This window comes from Bradyrhizobium sp. 191 (assembly GCF_023100985.1).
Taxonomy (GTDB): Bacteria; Pseudomonadota; Alphaproteobacteria; order Rhizobiales; family Xanthobacteraceae; genus Bradyrhizobium; species Bradyrhizobium diversitatis.
In genome coordinates this window covers 1,714,674-1,733,701 of the sequence record NZ_CP064692.1, presented here as the reverse complement: position 1 = coordinate 1,733,701, position 19,028 = coordinate 1,714,674, and the positions used below count along the sequence as shown (strand labels likewise).

17 protein-coding genes are annotated in these 19,028 nt (G+C 65.8%); 11 read left to right on the top strand and 6 right to left on the bottom strand.

The window, feature by feature from the left end; all coding sequences use genetic code 11:
- Positions 1–752: 752 nt before the first annotated feature.
- The 6 genes from IVB23_RS08010 to IVB23_RS07985 all read right to left on the bottom strand — a co-directional run bounded on the left by IVB23_RS08010 (position 753) and on the right by IVB23_RS07985 (position 6,677).
- Complete coding sequence (locus tag IVB23_RS08010; protein WP_247803164.1) at positions 753–2,348, bottom strand: MBL fold metallo-hydrolase; 1,596 nt, start codon at positions 2,346–2,348, stop codon at positions 753–755.
- Complete coding sequence (locus IVB23_RS08005) at positions 2,345–3,265, bottom strand: ribose-phosphate pyrophosphokinase (protein WP_247803163.1); 921 nt, start codon at positions 3,263–3,265, stop codon at positions 2,345–2,347. Before IVB23_RS08005 ends, IVB23_RS08010 begins: the two co-directional genes overlap by 4 nt.
- On the bottom strand, positions 3,262–4,803 hold the full coding sequence (locus IVB23_RS08000) for a thymidine phosphorylase family protein (protein WP_247804792.1): 1,542 nt from the start codon (positions 4,801–4,803) through the stop codon (positions 3,262–3,264). Before IVB23_RS08000 ends, IVB23_RS08005 begins: the two co-directional genes overlap by 4 nt.
- A gap of 141 nt (positions 4,804–4,944) precedes the next feature.
- Complete coding sequence (locus tag IVB23_RS07995; RefSeq protein ID WP_028177856.1) at positions 4,945–5,109, bottom strand: Flp family type IVb pilin; 165 nt, start codon at positions 5,107–5,109, stop codon at positions 4,945–4,947.
- A gap of 290 nt (positions 5,110–5,399) precedes the next feature.
- The gene (locus IVB23_RS07990; protein ID WP_197965247.1) at positions 5,400–5,636 is read right to left on the bottom strand and encodes a hypothetical protein; all 237 of its coding nucleotides are present in this window, start codon (positions 5,634–5,636) and stop codon (positions 5,400–5,402) included.
- A 60-nt stretch (positions 5,637–5,696) separates the two neighbouring features.
- Positions 5,697–6,677, bottom strand: coding sequence for a Ku protein (locus IVB23_RS07985; protein ID WP_197965246.1), 981 nt, complete (start codon positions 6,675–6,677; stop codon positions 5,697–5,699).
- A gap of 232 nt (positions 6,678–6,909) precedes the next feature.
- Here IVB23_RS07985 and IVB23_RS07980 point away from each other — a divergent pair, with 232 nt between their 5' ends.
- From IVB23_RS07980 to IVB23_RS07930, 11 genes are all read left to right on the top strand, one after another.
- Positions 6,910–7,065 (top strand): hypothetical protein, encoded by a 156-nt coding sequence (locus IVB23_RS07980; protein WP_162832009.1) that lies wholly within the window; start codon positions 6,910–6,912, stop codon positions 7,063–7,065.
- A gap of 235 nt (positions 7,066–7,300) precedes the next feature.
- Positions 7,301–7,975, top strand: a complete 675-nt coding sequence (locus IVB23_RS07975) for a response regulator transcription factor (protein ID WP_011085905.1) — start codon at positions 7,301–7,303, stop codon at positions 7,973–7,975.
- A gap of 98 nt (positions 7,976–8,073) precedes the next feature.
- Positions 8,074–9,450, top strand: a complete 1,377-nt coding sequence (locus IVB23_RS07970) for a sensor histidine kinase (protein WP_061877977.1) — start codon at positions 8,074–8,076, stop codon at positions 9,448–9,450.
- A gap of 160 nt (positions 9,451–9,610) precedes the next feature.
- Positions 9,611–11,011: a hypothetical protein gene (locus tag IVB23_RS07965; protein ID WP_197965245.1), complete on the top strand. Its 1,401-nt coding sequence runs from the start codon at positions 9,611–9,613 to the stop codon at positions 11,009–11,011.
- Between the two features lie 97 nt (positions 11,012–11,108).
- Positions 11,109–11,378, top strand: coding sequence for a hypothetical protein (locus IVB23_RS07960; protein ID WP_028177861.1), 270 nt, complete (start codon positions 11,109–11,111; stop codon positions 11,376–11,378).
- Positions 11,379–11,508: 130 nt separating this feature from the next.
- The gene (gene ccmI, locus IVB23_RS07955; protein ID WP_247803162.1) at positions 11,509–12,612 is read left to right on the top strand and encodes a c-type cytochrome biogenesis protein CcmI; all 1,104 of its coding nucleotides are present in this window, start codon (positions 11,509–11,511) and stop codon (positions 12,610–12,612) included.
- Between the two features lie 37 nt (positions 12,613–12,649).
- A complete protein-coding gene (ccmE, locus tag IVB23_RS07950) occupies positions 12,650–13,159 on the top strand; it encodes a cytochrome c maturation protein CcmE (protein ID WP_061877974.1) in 510 nt (169 codons plus the stop codon).
- A complete protein-coding gene (locus IVB23_RS07945; RefSeq protein ID WP_061877973.1) occupies positions 13,156–15,138 on the top strand; it encodes a heme lyase CcmF/NrfE family subunit in 1,983 nt (660 codons plus the stop codon). Before ccmE ends, IVB23_RS07945 begins: the two co-directional genes overlap by 4 nt.
- A gap of 4 nt (positions 15,139–15,142) precedes the next feature.
- Complete coding sequence (locus tag IVB23_RS07940; protein WP_028177865.1) at positions 15,143–15,625, top strand: cytochrome c-type biogenesis protein; 483 nt, start codon at positions 15,143–15,145, stop codon at positions 15,623–15,625.
- Positions 15,626–15,738: 113 nt separating this feature from the next.
- The gene (locus IVB23_RS07935; protein ID WP_247803161.1) at positions 15,739–17,082 is read left to right on the top strand and encodes a methyl-accepting chemotaxis protein; all 1,344 of its coding nucleotides are present in this window, start codon (positions 15,739–15,741) and stop codon (positions 17,080–17,082) included.
- A gap of 220 nt (positions 17,083–17,302) precedes the next feature.
- Positions 17,303–18,880, top strand: coding sequence for a Do family serine endopeptidase (locus tag IVB23_RS07930; protein WP_061877971.1), 1,578 nt, complete (start codon positions 17,303–17,305; stop codon positions 18,878–18,880).
- The last annotated feature ends 148 nt before the right edge of the window (positions 18,881–19,028 follow it).

Here is a 19,028-nt window from a genome sequence, read left to right as displayed (position 1 = left end):
AGGATGTGCGCGGACGGAGAAGTCGTGTGGTCCTGACGCCCGGGGTCTGTGCGTCAAGTCATGTGGTGATGCTCACGGCCCAACCGGGCACGCACATCAGCCATCTGCATGGCGACGGGGGCAATAGTGCATCGCTCCCCGAAGGAGAGCACGAAGGACACCGTTAAAACCATCGCGCAGGGAAGGCCGGGATGCTGGCATCACCTGTCGTCCACCCCGTGCGCGTTCTCATTGCACACGGGACTTCGGGTGCCTGCCGGTGCCCGGCCTTCCTTGCGCCCTCGCTTTCGAGGAGGGCGAAAGAGGACAGCAAGACTCGGGCGAAAGACGCCGCGAGGCCGCGAAGGTATGTCCGGATGAAATGCGAGTCGTTAGAGCGACGTCGTCTCTCCACACTCCGTCATTGCGAGCGGAGCGAAGCAATCCAGAATCTCTCCACGGAAGGATTCTGGATTGCTTCGCCGCAGGGGTTCCTCGCAATGACGATTTCGAGCAGCGCCCGCAATTCCATCTCCGTCACCCAGAGGCGCTCGCCTCTTCGGCGAGTCTCGAAGGGCGACGGCCCCGCTGTTGCCGCGCGCGGCTGCATCTCGGCCGCGTATCCTTCGAGGCTCCTGATGGGACGCTCCGCGCCCCATCGCTCGCGCCTCAGGATGACGGAATTGATCGATGCGCTTGGCGAGCTATCGCCGCTCCCCGCAACGACTGAGGTTGGAGTGACGCTGATGCCGAAGGCGACGGGCGATCGCCCATTACGCCTTCTCCTGCAGCGCGCGGCGCAGCCTTCGGATGATGACGCCGCGGGCGCGGTCGTCGGCGGCGGCTGCGACACGATCGCTGATGTCGAGCATGAGCTCGGACATCTCGTTGTGCCAGTCGAGACGGGTCACGGCCTCCGGCGCGAGCCGCCGTCGGTGATCCACGTCGAGCACGCGCGGTTCGGGCGCGGCGAGCTCATAGATATCGTCCAGCATCGGCTGGTAGACCTTGGCCGCGGGAATGATGCGTTCGGCCACGCGCTCGGCGAGCCCCGCAATCGCTCCTTCCTCGCCGTGGACCAGGAACAGCCCGCGGGCGATCGGGCGTCGCGCCGCGATCCAGCTGGCCATGCCGGCCCCGTCGGCATGGCCCGAATATTCGTCGATCATGCGGATGCGGGCCGCGACCTTGATCTCCTCGCCCTGGATCCGCACGGCCTTGGTCCCGTTCTGGAGGAAGCGGCCGAGCGTGCCGTTGGCCTGGAAGCCGGCGAGAAGCACGGTCGCGCGCTGGTTCCACAGCCAGCGCTTCAGATGATGGCGGATGCGGCCGGCGTCGCACATGCCGCTCGCGGCGATGATGATGTGGAATCCGGACAGGCGCATGATCGCCTTGCTCTCGTCCACGGTTTCGGTGAATTTGAGATGCGGCGAGTTGAGCAGGCGGGTGGCGTCGACGGATGGGTCGAGGCTCTCCGAATGCCGGCGGAACACTTCGGTCGCGCGGATCGCGAGCGGCGAGTCGAGGAAGATCGGTGCGGTCGGAATCCCGCCATGCTCCATCAGGTCGACGAAATCGACGATCAGCTCCTGGGTGCGCTCGACCGCAAAGGCGGGAATCAGCAGCGCGCCGCCGGCCGCCGCGGCGTCGCGCACCTCGGCGGCGAGGTGCTTGCGGCGGAGTGCGGGTGTCGTGGCCTCGCGTACCCGGTCGCCATAGGTCGATTCCGAGATGACGTAATCGAAATCGGTCGGCGCTTCGGGATCGGGCTGGAGCAGCTTGGCCTCCGGTCCGACGTCGCCGGAGATCAGCACGCGCAGCGGACGCGGCGAACCTTGCTCGGCGATTTCGAGCTCGATCGAGGCGGAGCCGAGCAGATGGCCGGCGTTCCAGTAGCGCGCGCGGACTCCCGGGATCACGTCGGTCCAGCGTTCATAGTCGACCGGGCGAAACGATTGCAGCGATGCGATCGCATCGGCCTGCGTGTAGATCGGCTGCACTTCCTTGCGCCCGCGCGAGGCGTTGCGCCGGTTGAGCTGCGTGACTTCCGATTCCTGGATGCTGCCGGCGTCGGGCAGCATGTAGGAGCAGAGATCGATCGTGCCGCGCGTTGCCAGGATCGGCCCCTCGAATCCCGCGCGCACGAGTTTCGGCAGCAATCCGCTGTGGTCGATGTGAGCATGTGTGAGCAGCACGGCATCGATATCGGCGGGGCGAAACGGAAAGGCGCCGTAGTTGAGCTCCTTCAACGTCTTCTGGCCCTGGAACAGCCCGCAATCGACCAGGAAGCGGCCCGTCGCGGTCCGGAACAGATAGCTCGACCCGGTCACGGTGCGGGCGGCGCCGCAAAATCGAACGGTGATGCTCATGTCGTCGTCTCCGGAAGATGTGTCGTGGCCGATTCGGACCGCAAGGCGGCCGCGAGAATCTCGTCGAGCGAGATCGCATTGGTCGGATGCGGCACGCTGTCGGTCGAACGGATCGACCGTATGCCGGCCTCGGTGAATGCGGCGATCATTGCGGGTGGAAACAGCGCGTGCGTCACCACCGCATCGACGACCGTAGCCCCCATTGCTCTCAGCGCCTTCGCTGCGGCCGTCAACGTCGTCCCGGAGGAGACGATGTCGTCCACCATGAGCGCCGGTCGTCCCGAGAGCAGGGCAGGGTCGGCAAAGCTGACGGCGACGGAGCGATCGCCGTGGCGCGTCTTGCGCGCCACAGTGTGCTGCAACCGCAAGCGGCTCGCGACATCGCTCACCCAGGGCTCGGACTCCATGTCGGGCCCGATCACGACGGTCGCAGGATCGATGCTGTCGGCCGCCAGCGCCTTCGCGATCGCCGGCATGGCGGACAGGTTCTCCGCTTCGATACTAGGAAACACGGACCTGATGTCGGGAGTGCGGTGCAAATGCGCATCGACGGTGACGACGCGGTCCACGGTCGTTGCAAGCAGATTGCCCATGGCGCGCTGGCTGATGGCCTCGCCCGCATGAAAGGCAGCATCCTGCCGCATGTAGCAGAGATAGGGCGCGACCAGGACGAGCCGCTTCGCGCCGCCACGTCGTAGGGCCTCCGCGGCGAAGAGCAGGGTGATCAGCTTGTCGTTGGGTTGATCGAGCGGGGCATAGAGGATCGTGGTGTCGCTCGCCGGCGCGACTGCAACGCGCAGTTCTCCGTCCGGAAAGCGGTGCACGGCGATCTCGCCGCAGGCAAGCCCAAGCCGCGCCGCGAGCCGCTTCGCCGCATCGGCGCCGGACGGCAATGTCTGGAGCGCGATCGTGCTCACGGCGCCGTCGTGCCCTGCAGGGCTTCGTGACCGTTGACGAGGTAACCGGTCTCTTCGGCGGCGGCATCGGCGACCAGATCATGCTCGGGATGGTCGAAAGTGTAGACGCGATAGAGCGGCTCGCCCTGCTCGACGCGATCGCCGATCTTCTTGAACAGGCGGATGCCGGCGCCCTTGTCGAGCGGCGCGCCGGCGGTGCGGGCGAGGCGGTTCAGGCGCAGGCAGTCGATGGCGGACACGATGCCGTCATGCATCGCCTTGACGTCGAAGCTGAGCGGTCCCAGCTCGTTGCTGCATGTCGACGGGCCCTGTGCGTCGATGATCTTCTGCATCTGCTTCAGCGCCGCGCCGCTGTCGAGCAGTTCGCGCGCCCGGGCATAGCCCGCGCCGCCGCGCAGCTTCGGGTCGTATTCCAGGAGATGGGCGGCGAGCCGGAGCGATTTCTCGCGCAGATCGCGCGGCGCGCCCGGCTCGTTGCCGAGCACCACCATGACGTCGTTGGCTTCGAGCACCGGCCCGATGCCGTTGCCGATCGGCTGGCTTCCGTCGGTCGTGATCACCTCGACCGAGCGGCCGAAGCGGTCGCCGACGAATTCGAACAGCTTTCGCAGCCGCATGGCCTCGACGCCGCCGCTGACCTTCGCGGTCGGCCCGACCGGAATGTCGATCAACAGGTGGGTCGAGCCTGCCGCGATCTTCTTGGACATGATGGAGGCGACCATCTGCTCGCGGGTATCGAGGCTCAGGGGGCGCTCGACCGAGATCAGGACGTCGTCGGCCGGCGACAGGTTCACGTGCCCGCCCCAGATCAGGCAGCCGTTGCAGGAAGAGACGATCGCCTTCATCTCCTCGACGCCGATATTCACCCGCGCCAGCACCTCCATCGTGTCGGCTGTGCCGGCGGGCGAGGTAATGGCGCGCGAGGAGGTCTTCGGGATCGGCAGGCCATGGGCGGCGACGATCGGCACCACGACCATCGACGTGCGGTTGCCGGGGATGCCCCCGATGCAATGCTTGTCGACGACGACCGGGTTCGGCCAGATCAATTGCGTGCCGGCCTGCGCCATTGCCCCCGTGAGGGCGAGAAGCTCGTCGCTGGTGATGAAGCTCGCCGACCCGATCAGGAAGGCGGCGATCTCCATGTCGGAGTAGCGGTAGTGCGCGAGGTCGCTGATGATCGCGCCGATCTCGGCCTGGCTCAAGGTCCGTCCGCGGATCTTCGCGCGCACCGCTTCCAGGCTCTCCGGAGGCGAGGCGGGCCTGACCGTGACCGGCGTGCCGACGGCTTCCGCGAAGCGCCGGAACGCAGGTTCGGAGAGGCCGATCTCGTCCGAAGCCGCCAGCGTATCGTCATCCGTGATCAGCAGCGTCGCCAGCAGAACCTTGCCGCCACGACGAAGCTCGACGCGGCTGAAGCCGCGGAAGATTTCCGCGCGCAGCGCCTTCGAGTGCCGGGAGACGACGACGACGTTTTCGCGGCCGGTATCGAGGCGGACGCGGCGGATCTTCAGTTGGGAGTGCGGAAGGTCTGGATGCATGGACAGGCCGGCAGCAGGGAGTTGGGCCTCCATGCTTAAGCGTCGCCGTTCCGGCGCTGTTGACCCAGATCATGGCCCGCGGGTCGGGGGAGATATGGGGTGAGGGGCGTGGCGCGCCGTTACGCGGGGCAGGGCCAGCCGTTACTTCATCGCCGAGCTGATCGAGTTGAACTTGTTGTTGAGCAGCGCGCCGCCCGTGTTGTTCACGACGGTCACGATTGCCAGAGCGATCCCGGCGGCGATCAGGCAATACTCGATGGCGGTTGCGCCATTCTCATCGGCAAGGAAAGACCTCAGCAGACGCATTGCCAGCTCCTGTTCATCCGATCCAATGCATGGTCGCGTCCTAATCGGACTCGTAAATCGATCGAGTATGTCTTTGTGCGTGCCGGAAGAATTTGGGCTCGCGCGATCGCGACCCCGCTCATACGACGGCATTCATTAAATTAAGGTTCCGTCGATCCGTCCAAATGGCTTCAAATCGGCAGCCCAGGGGCTGCACCGGCCCAGTGCCCGTCAAGGCGTGATCGTGCAGCCGCTTAACCGATTGTTGAGCCTGTTCGTCAACGGACCGGCAAGGACATCTCCATCGCGCTTCATCCGCTCCGGCCGTCCGCATTCAGCGCCCGCAGCATGGCGATACGGGCGAACATCACCCATCCGCCGCCCGTCTCGGCCGCATTGATCAAGGTCTCGATGGCGGTCTGCCAGTGCGCCTCGTGCTGGGCGTCATCGGGCAGCTGCATGACGTAGTCCGCCGCATCCTGAAGCGTCAGCAGCTTGCGCTTGTTGCCCACGCGAACGGGATCGTCGAACGCCGTCGACCAGGGCATGTCAGGCCGGCCGATCGGCGGGGAGAGACATCACGGCGCGATTCGCGGGGCGTGATGCTGCTAGCCGGCCTTCTTCGCCCGCGCCGGTGTCCGCACCGGCTTGTCGGTCGCCTTCTTCGGCGTGGTCGCAGCCTTCGCCGCAGCTTCCTTGCCGCCCTTGCCTGATATCGGCAGCAGCATCTCGCGCTGCCCCTCGACACGCTTCTTCGGCCTCTTGCCCTTGACGGTCTCCTTGGCGACCTTCGCCGCGGGAGCAGCGTCCTTCTCGTTCGCGATGCTTCTCTTCAGCGCGTCCATCAGGTTGATGACGTTGCCGCCGGTCTTCGGTGCGGCCTTGGCCGCGATCGGCATGCCGCTGCGCTTCTTGTTGATGAGATCGATCAGGGCGGTCTCGTAATGATCCTCGAACAGCTCGGGCTCGAACGCGCCGGACTTCTTCTCGACGATGTGTTTTGCGAGGTCGAGCATGTCCTTGGTGAGCTTCACGTCCTGGATGTCGTCGAAATATTCCTTTTCGCTGCGGACCTCGTAGGGGTAGCGCAGCAGCGTGCCCATCAGCCCGCTGTCGAGCGGCTCCAGCGCGATGATATGCTCGCGGTTGGTCAGCACCACGCGGCCGATCGCGACCTTGTCCATGCTGCGGATGGTCTCGCGGATCACCGCATAGGCATCGTGGCCGACCTTGCCGTCCGGCACGAGGTAGTAGGGGCGGATCAGATAGCGGTTGTCGATGTCGGCCTTGGGCACGAACTCGTCGATCTCGATCGTGTGGGTGGAGTCGAGCGCGATCTCGTCCAGCTCGTCCTTGGTGACCTCGATATAGGTGTCGGTGTCGACCTTGTAGCCCTTGACGATGTCCTCGGAGGTCACCTCGTCGCCGGTCTCGGCGTCGACCTTGAGGTATTTGATCCGGTGGCCGGTCTTGCGGTTGATCTGGTTGAACGAGACCTTCTCGGTATCCGAGGTGGCCGGATAGAGCGCGACCGGGCAGGTCACGAGCGACAGACGCAGAAAACCCTTCCAATTGGCGCGGGGGGCCATGGGCTACTCCAGACGCAACAGAGGACAAGCGCCAAGGATAACATCGCCAAGGTGCGAATCATAGCAACCGCCGGCGCGGAATCTTGCAACGGCGTTAATCGCCGCCTGCGCCGTATTGCCGGACGGGCCCACGGTCCGGAACATCGCCCGAGATCACGCGTTGCCCTGGGCACTTCATAACCGCGAGGAACGTCGCGGTCATCGCAAGCGACAGCCACAGATTGAGGTCACCATGGCAACCACGCGAGAGCAGAACCGCATCGTGGAAACTCCGACCGAGGCGCGCCAGGGCGAGCCCGGGCCTTCGGTGGCGGCGCTGCTCGCCATCTCGACCGGACTTGCGATCCTGATCCTCGCCGTCGTCTGGTTCGTCTTCTTCCGGACCTGACCGCCGGATCCGGACGCCGGCTCCCCCGGCTCGCCGCCCGACGCGGCACATTGCGCCCGCCATGCCCCGGCTCATCCCGCGGCATGGCGGGCGCAGTCGCATTGGCTTGCAACAGGTTCTATATGTCCAAAAAGTAACGTAGGCCGGTTCCCTGCGTTCATATTCAGTTCACGCCGGAATTGCTCATCTCTGGCAGTGTTCATGCAGCCTGTTCTTGCAGCCTTTGGAGAGAAGCGTGCGCCTGCTCGTTGTTGAGGACGACCCCGATCTCAATCGCCAGCTCACCAAGGCGCTGACCGACGCCGGCTATGTCGTCGATCGGGCCTTCGACGGGGAGGAGGGGCATTATCTCGGCGACAACGAGCCCTATGACGCCGTGGTGCTCGACATCGGCCTGCCGAAGAAGGACGGCATCTCGGTGCTGGAGGCCTGGCGCCGCAACGGCCGCACCATGCCGGTCCTGATCCTCACCGCACGCGACCGCTGGAGCGACAAGGTGCAGGGCTTCGATGCCGGCGCCGACGACTATGTCGCCAAGCCGTTCCACCTCGAGGAGGTGCTGGCGCGCATCCGCGCCCTGCTGCGCCGCTCGACCGGCCACGCCCAGAGCGAACTCAGCTGCGGTCCCGTCACGCTCGACACCCGGACCGGCCGGGTCAGCGTGTCAGGCAATCCCGTCAAGATGACCTCGCACGAATATCGGCTTCTGGCCTATCTGATGCACCATTCCGGGCGGGTGGTCTCGCGCACCGAACTGGTCGAGCATCTCTACGACCAGGATTTCGACCGCGACTCCAACACCATCGAGGTTTTCGTCGGCCGCATCCGCAAGAAGCTCGATGTCGACATCATCCAGACCGTCCGGGGCCTCGGCTATCTCCTGACCCCGCCGCCAGCGCCGGGGGCTTGAGGCCGAGCGGTCCGGGCTTGACGGCCGCCCTGACACGGGCCTTGGTCGGACCATGACCTCCGACGACCTGACTTCCAGCCTCTGCCCGGACCGTTCCGATGGCCGCTAGCTCACTTGCGAACCGACTGTTCCTGTCGGCGACCGCCTGGCTCGTGGTGATTCTGGCCATCACGGGCGTGGTGCTGTCGTCGGTCTACAAGAACGCCACCGAGCGCGCCTTCGACCGCCGGCTCAACCTTTATCTGCGCACCCTCATCGCCGAGGTCGCGACCCCCGACGAGCCGCCGGACCGCCAGTTCCAGTCGTTGGGCGAGCCCCTGTTCGAGCTGCCGTTGTCAGGCTGGTATTGGCAGATCACGCGCACCGACACCGAAAAGCCGGAGGTGCGCTCCTCGCGCTCGCTCTGGGACAAGAAGCTGCCGAAGCTGGAAGACGAGGGCGCCGAGCTCACCGCCGCCGGCATCAGGCTCGCCTATGTCGATGGGCCGGAAGGGCAGAATCTGCGCATGGTGGAACGGCCGGTCGATCTCGGCGCCGACGGCAAATATCTCGTCAGCGTCGCCGGGGACGACACCGAGATCTTCGACGAGACGCGAAGCTTCGACTACTATCTCGGCGGCACCTTCACCGCGCTCGGCATCGTGCTGCTGCTGACGACCGTGTTCCAGGTCCGCTTCGGCCTCGCACCGCTCAAGCGCATCTCGGAGTCGATCGCCGACATCCGCTCCGGCCGGGCGGAACGGCTCGAGGGTGAATTCCCGGTCGAGATCGCGCCGCTGGCACGCGAGACCAACGCGCTGATCGATGCCAATCGCGAGATCGTCGAGCGCGCGCGCACCCATGTCGGCAATCTCGCCCACGCGATCAAGACGCCGCTCTCGGTCATCGTCAACGAGGCCGGCGCCCACCTGGCCGATCCGTTCGCGGCCAAGGTGATGGAGCAGGCGGACCTGATGCGCGACCAGGTCGCTCATCATCTCGAGCGTGCGCGCATTGCGGCGCGGGTCTCGGTGGTCGCGACCGTAACGGAAGTGGCGCCCGCCATCGAGGCGCTGCGGCGGACCATGGAGAAGATCCATCGCGATCGTGGCATCGTCGTCGAGGCCAGGGCCGATCCGTCGGCAAAATTTCGCGGCGAGCGGCAGGATCTGGAAGAGATGGTCGGCAATCTCGTCGACAATGCCTGCAAATGGGCGGCCTCGCGCGTCTTGATCGAGGTGCTGGTCGAGGCGCCGCGCCAGGCGGGTGCGGGTCCGCGCCTGCGGATCATTGTCGATGACGACGGCCGGGGCCTGTCGGAAGCGGAACGCGCGCAGGTCTCCAGGCGCGGCCAGCGGCTCGACGAGTCCAAGCCCGGATCGGGACTCGGCCTCTCCATCGTGGTCGATCTCGCCGCGCTCTATGGCGGCAGCCTTTCGCTCGGCGCTGCGCCGACGGGCGGCCTGCGCGCCGAATTGGTCCTTCCGGGACTCTAGTTCCTTGTTTCGACGTTGTTTTTCGTCTTCGTTGATCCCCCTCTGGTGAAAACCGCGGGCATTCGGACCCACTTCCTAAACGGCTTCTTAAGTGGGGCGTCCTATGATCGCGCCCGGACGCATCCCATGTCCGCCATTTTACCGTGCATTACCCGGGCGCATGAGCCAGACATCGATCGAGCGGCTGAGGGAATATCTCGCGCAGCTCCCGCCGCAGGCGCAGGCCCTGCTGATGCGAGAGTTCGAGCGCGCGCTGGAGCGCGGCCAGGATACGGCTGTCGCGACCCTGGTGCTCGAGCAGCTGCGCAACATCGTCCGCAAGACCGAGGCCGATGAAGCCGCGCCGCCGCGCACGGACGATCTGTCGCGGTTGCTGTTCCAGGTGCTGGAACCGTTCCTGGTCGAGGCGGGCACGCCGATCAGGGTTGGCCAGATTCGCCGCTCCTCACTCCAGCCGATCTGGCAGTGGCTCGGCCGTGACGGCGCACCGGACAAGGTGAACGAATTCGAGGCGCTGCTGTCGCGCCTGCCGGCCGACAATGCAGGGCAGGTCGAAGCCCTGGCCTTGAGGCTCCAGGCGGTGGCCGCGGATGCCATCTTCGAGCTGACGGGACCGGGCGGAGGCGACAAGTCGCGCGCTTTGGCCCGCGTCGGCCCGCCGAACGTGATCGAGGATCTCTATTCCGTTGGTGCGATACTCCAGGTCCGCGAGGCCATCGCCACCGTGAACGAGCGGCTGCCGCGCTTCCTGCGCACCTTCGGCGATCCGCAGATCGCCTCGGTGACGTCGGCGCTCAACATTCCCGCGCTTCAGACGCCGCAGATGCTGCCCTTCGCGCTCTCAATGGTCGTGCAGCGGATGACCGCCCCCTGGCAGATCATCCGCCTCGCCATCAAGATTGCCGCGTCCGACGACGAGATACGAGTCGCGGCAACCCCTTATGGCGTTGCCGTCACGATCGCGCTGCATGATTTGTCCTGCGTGGCCGCGATCCTTCGCATGGACATCAAGCGCGGCCATTTCGACAACGTCGCCGACAATCTCAAGACGCTGCACGACGGCGTGCGCGGCCTGCGCACCGAGCTCGACCTGCGCAACGATTCCGCCTGGGGCAAGCAGTTGACGTCGATCCGCGCCGACATTTCCAATGCGCTGCAGTCCGAGATCGACAGCGTTCCGGGCCGCGTTCGCCGCATCCTGCGCCAGCGCCCCGAGAAGGACATTCCGCCGGGCGCGAGGGTCGACAGCACAGAGGTGGAGGAAGCGGTGGCGCTAATCGACTTCGTCGCGACCTGCCGCAACTATGCGAGCGAGCTCGCGATCAACGAGGTGACGCTGCGCACCTATTCCGACCTCCAGCAATACGTGGAACGCTCGACCGAGCAGCTGGTGCAGTCGCTGCGTGCCGCCGATCACAAGGTCCGCACCTATCGACAGCAGCAGGTGCAGGCCGCGATCCGCTTCTGCCAGGTGCTGTTCGGCGACGATTACGCCTCGCTGATGAGCCGGGCCGCGGAGAACGCACTCACTGGCGAACGCAAATCGTCGCGCGCGGGCTGATCAAGCGCAAATTTCATTGTCGCAATTTCTGGTTGACCATATCGCTGGCGCACCGTACGGTCCCCGAGCAAGTCCGGGAATTTCTATCTGTAGGCGCATGAAACCCGTTATCAGCTCGATCGAGATTGAGAACCGCGTCATCGTTGCCAAGTATCAAAGGCTGATGGTTGGCGCCAAGGTGGTGCTGGTCGAGAAGGCAAGCGATCGGCAACTGCCGGAGACGACCACGAGGGTTGCATCTCGGGTTCCGGTCGGAGCGTTGCGCATCAGATTGCCGGATGCAATCAAGCCGGGAACATACTTTCTGAGGGCCTTCAACGGGCACGGCGAGGACGCGGCGCGAAGCGCGGACTTCGAGATCGGCTAAGCCGTTGGATTTTCAACTCTTCGGGACTGTACGCAGTGCAGCGCTTTGACAATTGTCAATTGCCGCATTGTCCGGCCGTGGTGTAAAGGCACCTATAGGCGCGGTTCGTGCGCTGCCGGAAGCTTGCCAGATGACTCTATGGTTCGTGTTCGCGCTGATGACGGTCGCGGCGATTTTCGCCGTGCTCTGGCCGCTTGGCCGCAGTAGCGGTGCGCAAGATCAGGGCAGCGAGGTCGCGGTCTACAAGGACCAGTTGGCCGAGGTCGAGCGCGACCTCGCCGCAGGACTGATTCCGGCGCCGGAGGCCGAGGCTGCGCGCGTCGAGATCAGCCGCAGGCTGCTTGCGGCGGCAGCCGGCGAGCCCGCAATGGCGCCGAGGTCGAACCTCAAATGGCGCCGTGCGGCGGCCGTGCTGGCGTTCGCCGGCCTGCCGCTCGTTGCGGTCGCCGTCTACATGCCGCTCGGCTCACCCAAGCTTCAGGACTTTCCCCTGGCGCAGCGGGAGCGCGGGTCGGGCATGGCGCAATCGCTCGAGAACCTCGTCGTTCAGGTCGAGCAACATCTGGAAAAGAATCCGACCGACGGGCGTGGCTGGAACGTGCTCGCGCCGGTTCTGGAGCGGCTCGGCCGCTTCGACGATGCGGTGCGCGCCTATCGCAACTCGCTCACCTACAATGGCGAGAGCGCGGAGCGCCGGTCCGATCTCGGCGAAGCGATCTCGGCCGGTGCCGGCGGCGTGGTGACCGCCGAGGCCAAGGCCGAATTCGAGCGAGCACATGCCTTGAGCGCCGACGATCCCAAGGCGAATTACTTCCTGGGTCTTGCCGCCGAGCAGGACGGCCGCAAGGACGATGCAGCCAATATCTGGCGCGCGCTGCTTGCGAAAGCGCCTGCGGATGCGCCGTGGCGTGCCCTGGTGCAGTCCTCGCTAGCGCGGGTCGGTGGCGGCACGATGCCGGCGCTGTCCGACGAGACGATTGCTGCCTCCAAGGATATGGCCGAGGGTGATCGCAACGCGATGGTGCGTGGCATGGTCGATCGTCTGGCCACGCGGCTGAAGCAGAACGGTGACGATGTCGAGGGCTGGCTGCGCCTGGTGCGTGCCTATCTCGTGATGGGCGAGCGGGACAAGGCCATGGGGGCATCGGCCGATGCCCGGCAGGCGGTTGCCAGCGACGCCGAGCGGCTGCGCCAGCTCAACGACGGCCTCAGGACTCTCGGGCTCGGCGGATGACGATTTCGGGACGAGAGATGCGGAGAACGGATACGCCATGACGCGCAAGCAGCGACGTATGACCATCATCGGCGGCTCGCTCGCCGTGCTCGCGCTCGCGGCCGCGCTGGTGCTCAACGCATTGCGCGACTCCATTGTGTTCTTCTCGACCCCGACCATGGTCGCCGAGAAGCATATCGAGCCCGGCAAGCGGTTTCGCCTCGGCGGCCTGGTACAGCCCGGCTCGCTCCAGCGCGGCGATAATCTCGCGGTGACCTTCGAGGTCGCCGACGGCAGTGCCAAGCTGCCGGTCGCCTACAAGGGCATCCTGCCCGACCTGTTCCGCGAAGGGCAGGGCGTGGTCGCCGAAGGCGCACTCGACGCCAACGGCGTGTTCAAGGCCGATACCGTCCTCGCCAAGCACGACGAGACCTACATGCCCAAGGAGGTCGCCGATGCCCTGAAGAAGCAGGGGCACTGGAAGGACGATTACGGCGGCAAGGCGTCCGAAGGCACCAAGCCTGCGGCCACGACCGCACAGGGCAATCCGCAAGGAGCGATGCGGTGATCGCAGAATCCGGACATTACGCGCTGGTGCTGGCGCTTGGGCTCGCGTTGATTCAATCCATCGTGCCCCTGATCGGCGCGCGCCTGCGCGATGCCGCCCTGATGAATGTCGCGCGCTCCACGGCGCTGGCGCAGCTCCTGTTCGTCGGTGTGTCGTTCGCAGCGCTCGTGATGCTGCACGTGAATTCGGATTTCTCCGTCGCCAACGTGTACGAGAACTCGCACTCGACGAAGCCGCTGCTCTACAAGATCACGGGCGTGTGGGGGAACCACGAAGGCTCGATGCTGCTGTGGGTGTCGATCCTCGCGCTGTTCGGCGGATTGGTTGCGAGCTTCGGCAACAACCTGCCGCTGTCGCTGCGCGCACATGTGCTGGCCGTGCAGGCCTGGATCGCCAGCGCCTTCTATCTCTTCATCCTGGTGACATCGAATCCGTTCCTGCGCATCGCCAATCCGCCGATCGAGGGACGCGATCTCAATCCGGTGCTGCAGGACATCGGTCTCGCCGTGCATCCGCCGATGCTCTATCTCGGCTATGTCGGCTTCTCGATCTCGTTCTCCTTCGCCATTGCGGCGCTGATGGAGGGGCGGATCGACGCCGCCTGGGCGCGCTGGGTGCGGCCCTGGACGCTGGTCGCCTGGATCTTCCTGACGCTCGGCATCGCCATGGGCTCGTACTGGGCCTATTACGAGCTCGGCTGGGGCGGCTGGTGGTTCTGGGATCCGGTCGAGAACGCTTCGCTGATGCCGTGGCTCGCCGGCACCGCGCTGCTGCATTCCGCGCTGGTGATGGAGAAGCGCAATGCGCTGAAGGTCTGGACCATCCTGCTGTCGATCCTGACCTTCTCGCTGTCGCTGCTCGGCACCTTCCTGGTGCGCTCGGGCGTCATCACCTCCGTGCATGCCTTCGCCACCGATCCCACCCGCGGCGTGTTCATTCTGCTGATCCTCTGCCTGTTCATCGGCGGCAGCCTTGCGCTGTTCGCGGGCCGCGCCACTTCGTTGAAGCAGGGCGGCCTGTTCGCGCCGATTTCGCGCGAGGGCGCGCTGGTGCTGAACAATCTCTTGCTCACGGTGGCCTGCGCGGTCGTGCTGTTCGGCACGCTCTATCCGCTGGCGATGGAGATGCTCGCCGATTTCAAGATGTCGGTCGGCGCCCCCTTCTACAATCTCACCTTCGCCCCGCTGTTTGCCCTGTTGCTGCTCGCGGTGCCGTTCGGGCCGATGCTGGCGTGGAAGCGCGGCGATCTGCTCGGCGTCATGCAGCGCCTGCTCGCGGCGGGCGTTGCCGGCCTCGTCGCCGTCGCCATCGCCTGGGGCTGGGCAACTGGCGGCAGCACGCTGGCGCCGCTTGCGATCGGGCTCGGCGTCTTCGTCATCGCCGGGGCCGTGACCGACATCGTCGAGCGGACGGGCCTGGTCCGGATGCCGTTCGCAACGGTGCTGCACCGGGCGCGCGGCCTGCCGCGATCGGCCTGGGGCACGGCGTTTGCGCATGCCGGCCTCGGCGTCGCGCTGATCGGGATCGTCTGCGAAACCACCTGGAACAGCGAATACATCGCGACGATGAAGCCGAACGACGTCGCTCATGTCGCCGGCTACGACCTGAAGCTCGACGGGCTGTTTCAACGCCAGGGCCCGAACTACCGCGAGATGATCGCCGAGTTCAAGATCAGCCGCGATGGCGAGGCGCTCACGGTCATGACGCCGTCGAAGCGCAGCTTCACCACGCGCGGCTCGTCGACGACCGAGGCCGCGCTGCTGACGCGCGGTGCGAGTCAGCTCTACGTCTCGCTCGGCGACGCCACCGCCGAAGGCGCGATCGCCGTGCGCATCTATTACAAGCCGATGGTGCTGCTGATCTGGTGGGGGCCGGTGCTGATGGCGTTCGGCGGCGTACTCTCGCTCTCCGACCGTCGTCTGCGCGTCGGCGCGCCGAAGCCGGCGCGAGCCAAGCAGCGCCTCCAGCCCGCGGAATGATCCTATGCGCCGCATGATGGCCGCGTTCATCGCGTTGATGCTGCTGGCCCCGCCTGCGGCCCACGCCGTCCAGCCCGACGAGATCATGTCGGACCCCGCCAAGGAATCGCGCGCGCGGGAGCTGTCGCGCGAGCTGCGCTGCATGGTCTGCCAGAACCAGTCGATCGACGATTCCGACGCCCCGCTGGCACGCGACCTGCGGCTCCTGGTGCGCGAGCGCATCGCCGCCGGCGACAGCAATTCCCAGGTGCTCGACTTCCTGGTGGCGCGCTACGGCGAATTCGTGTTGCTGAAACCGCGCTTCGAACGGCAGAATCTGTTGCTGTGGCTGCTCGGGCCGGTGCTGCTGATCGGCGGGGCCCTGGCGCTGTGGCTGCAGATCCGGCGCCGCGCGCGAAGCGGTGCAGACGTACCGGCACCGCCGCTCACGCCCGAGGAGGAGGCACGGCTCGCCGCGTTGATGTCGGACGATGCCAAATCTTCCTGACGTCCAAGCATAAAATGGAACGGAAGCCGCGGCCGCTGCCGCGCGCTTCATGCTATGTTGACCTTTGTCTGGAAGCTTGTGGCGAGATCGATTCCAGCCTCCGAGTCCTCCCGATGTTCGCGAACAGCAACCTGACGATCCGCTTCCTGGTCGGTGCCGTCGTCGCTGCGTTATTGTTCCTGCTGAGCATCGGCGGCGGCACCGGCTTCATCGCGGTGCTCTATCTCAACAACGAGATCACCAGCCTGTCCTCGGACTTCGCCACGCTGAGCGGACCCGTGCGCGACCATGCCATGCAGACCTATCAGCAGGCGCAGACCGCGTTCTCCTGGTTCCTGGTCGCCTGCGGCGTGATCGTTGTCCTCGCCGCCGCGATCTGCCTCACCACCTGGTTCGCCGTGCGCAACGGCATCCTCACTCCCTTGGCGGCGATCGTGCATGCCATGCGCGAGGTGGCCGATCAGAAATTCGAGACCGCCGTTCCCGGGCTCGGACTCACCAACGAGATCGGCCTGCTCGCCGGGGCGCTGGAGGTGTTCAAGACCAACGGCATCGAGCGGCGGCGCCTCTCCGAGCAGCAGCTGCACGAAGCACGGCATCAGGCCGAGCGGTCGAAATTCCTGGACGATCGGATCAGGCGTTTCAACGATCTCGTCGCCAGCGTCGTCGACAGTGTGGCGTCATCGGCCGTGCATCTGAAGACCAATGCCGAGACGCTGTCGCGGACCGCCAACGACACCAGCACCAAGGCCAATGCGGTCGCGAGCGCCGCGAACCAGGCCAGCACCAGCGTGCAGACGGTCGCGGGCTCTGCCGAGGAGATGACGAACTCGATCGGCACGATCAGCCGCCGCGTCACGGACGCGACCCAGCGCGCCGAGGGCGCGGCGTCCCAGGCGGAGAAGAGCCGCGATACCATCCACACGCTGTCGGATGCCGCCGACAAGATCGGCGAGGTCGTCCAGCTCGTGCAGGCGATCGCATCGCAGACCAATCTCCTGGCGCTCAATGCCACCATCGAGGCGGCGCGGGCAGGGGAGGCGGGCAAGGGGTTTGCCGTGGTCGCGTCAGAGGTGAAGAATCTGGCGCATCAGACCAGCAAAGCGACGGAGGAGATCACCTCCCATGTCGCCAGCATTCAGGGCATCACCGCAGAGACCCGCGGCGCGATCGACGGTATTTCCAAGACGCTGTCGGAGATTTCGTCCATCATGTCCGGCATCGAGGTCGACACCGCCCAGCAGCGCAACGCCACGCAGGAGATCACGCGCAGTGCCCAGGACGCCGCGCGCGGCACCCTCGACGTCTCCAACCATATCGTCCAGATCACCTCGACCTCCGCGGAGACCGGCCGGATGGCCGCCGAGGCGCGGGATTCGGCGGTTGACCTGTCGCAGCAGGCCGAGACCCTGAAGCGCGAAGTCGACGAGTTCATCGTCAGCGTCAGGGCGAGCTGAGAGCGCCAAATATCGCGCTCAGCGCTGTTCCAGGAACTCGGTTAAGTTCCTGTAAGGCCACGATTTTCGGAATGCGCTGAACTGCCGCATCCAAGCACCCCTTTATTACGAAAGTTTAACCCCACCGCCAGCGCACGGTAAGGCGCGAGCCCCCATGTTCAGGTTCGTAAGGTGCTGGCATCCCGCACCAAAGGAATTCAAGGCTCCTGGAGATTTCTGCATGACCGAACGTCCCGACCTTTCGAACCTTCCGTCGTACCGGCAGCCGCGCCGGTCGGTGTTCTCTGCGCGCAAGCTCGCACTGATGGCCTCGGTCGTCGCCGGCCTCGGCGCGGCTGTCTACGGCTTCAGCCCTTCGACCTCGCCGGCGGACCTGTTCTCCAGCCCGGCGCATGCGCAGGTCAACAACGAGGTTCGTCAGGTTGAGCGTCCGGTCGGTTTTGCCGATATCGTCGAGCGCGTGAAGCCGTCGGTGATCTCGGTGAAGGTCAACATCAAGGAGAAGATCGCGAGCAACGATGACGGCGATGATTCCGCCTCGCCGTTCCAGCCGGGCTCGCCGATGGAGCGCTTCTTCCGCCGCTTCGGCGGTCCCGATGGCATCCCGGGCATGAAGGGAGGTCGTGGCCGCGTCGTGCAGGGCCAGGGCTCCGGCTTCTTCATCTCGGCCGACGGCTATGCCGTGACCAACAACCACGTGGTCGACGGCGCCGACAAGGTCGAGGTCACCACCGATGACGGCAAGACCTACACCGCCAAGGTGATCGGCACCGACCAGCGCACCGACCTCGCCTTGATCAAGGTCGAGGGCGGCTCGAACTTCCCGTTCGCCAAGCTCGCCGACAGCAAGCCGCGGATCGGCGACTGGGTGCTTGCGGTCGGCAATCCATTCGGCCTCGGCGGTACCGTGACCGCGGGCATCGTTTCGGCCAGCGGCCGCGATATCGGCAACGGGCCCTATGACGATTTCATCCAGATCGACGCGCCCGTGAACAAGGGCAATTCCGGCGGTCCGGCCTTCGATACCAACGGCGAGGTGATGGGCGTCAACACCGCGATCTACTCGCCGTCCGGCGGCAGCGTCGGCATCGCATTCTCGATTCCGGCCAACACCGTCAAGAGCGTGGTCGCGCAGCTGAAGGACAAGGGCTCGGTCAGCCGCGGCTGGATCGGCGTGCAGATCCAGCCCGTGACCTCCGACATCGCCGACAGCCTCGGCATGAAGAAGGCCGAAGGCGCGCTGGTGGCGGAGCCGCAGGCCAACGGTCCGGCCGCCAAGGCGGGCATCGAGTCCGGCGACGTGATCACGGCGGTCAACGGCGAATCCGTCAAGGACGCCCGCGAGCTTGCCCGCACCATCGGCGGCATGGCGCCCGGCGCGACCGTGAAGCTCAACGTGCTCCACAAGGGCCAGGACAAGGTCGTGAACCTCACCCTCGGCCAGCTGCCGAACACGGTCGAGGCCAAGGCCGACTCCGACAAGGACAGCGGCAAGGGTGCCAATCGTGGCACCGACGTGCCCAAGCTCGGCATGACCGTGGCCCCCGCCAATTCGGTGGCTGGCGCCGGCAAGGAAGGCGTCGTGGTCACCGAGGTCGATCCGAAGAGCGCCGCGGCCGAACGCGGCTTCAAGGAAGGCGACGTGATCCTCGAAGTCGGCGGCAAGAGCGTGGCCACCGCGGGCGAAGTCCGTGATGCCATCAACGCAGCGCGGACCGACAACAAGAACAGCGTCCTGATGCGCGTGAAGAGCGGCGGCCAGTCGCGCTTCGTCGCGGTGCCCCTCGCCAAGGGCTGAGGCCTTCAGGAGGCTTACGAGATGAAGGGTATCGCCGGCATCAGTCGCCCCCGCCGCCGGTGCCCTTCGGGGAAGCAGCGCAACGCTGGCTTCCCCTGTCTACCTTCCGGTGGAATTACGCCCCCCTCCGTCGGAAGGCCTAGGGCGG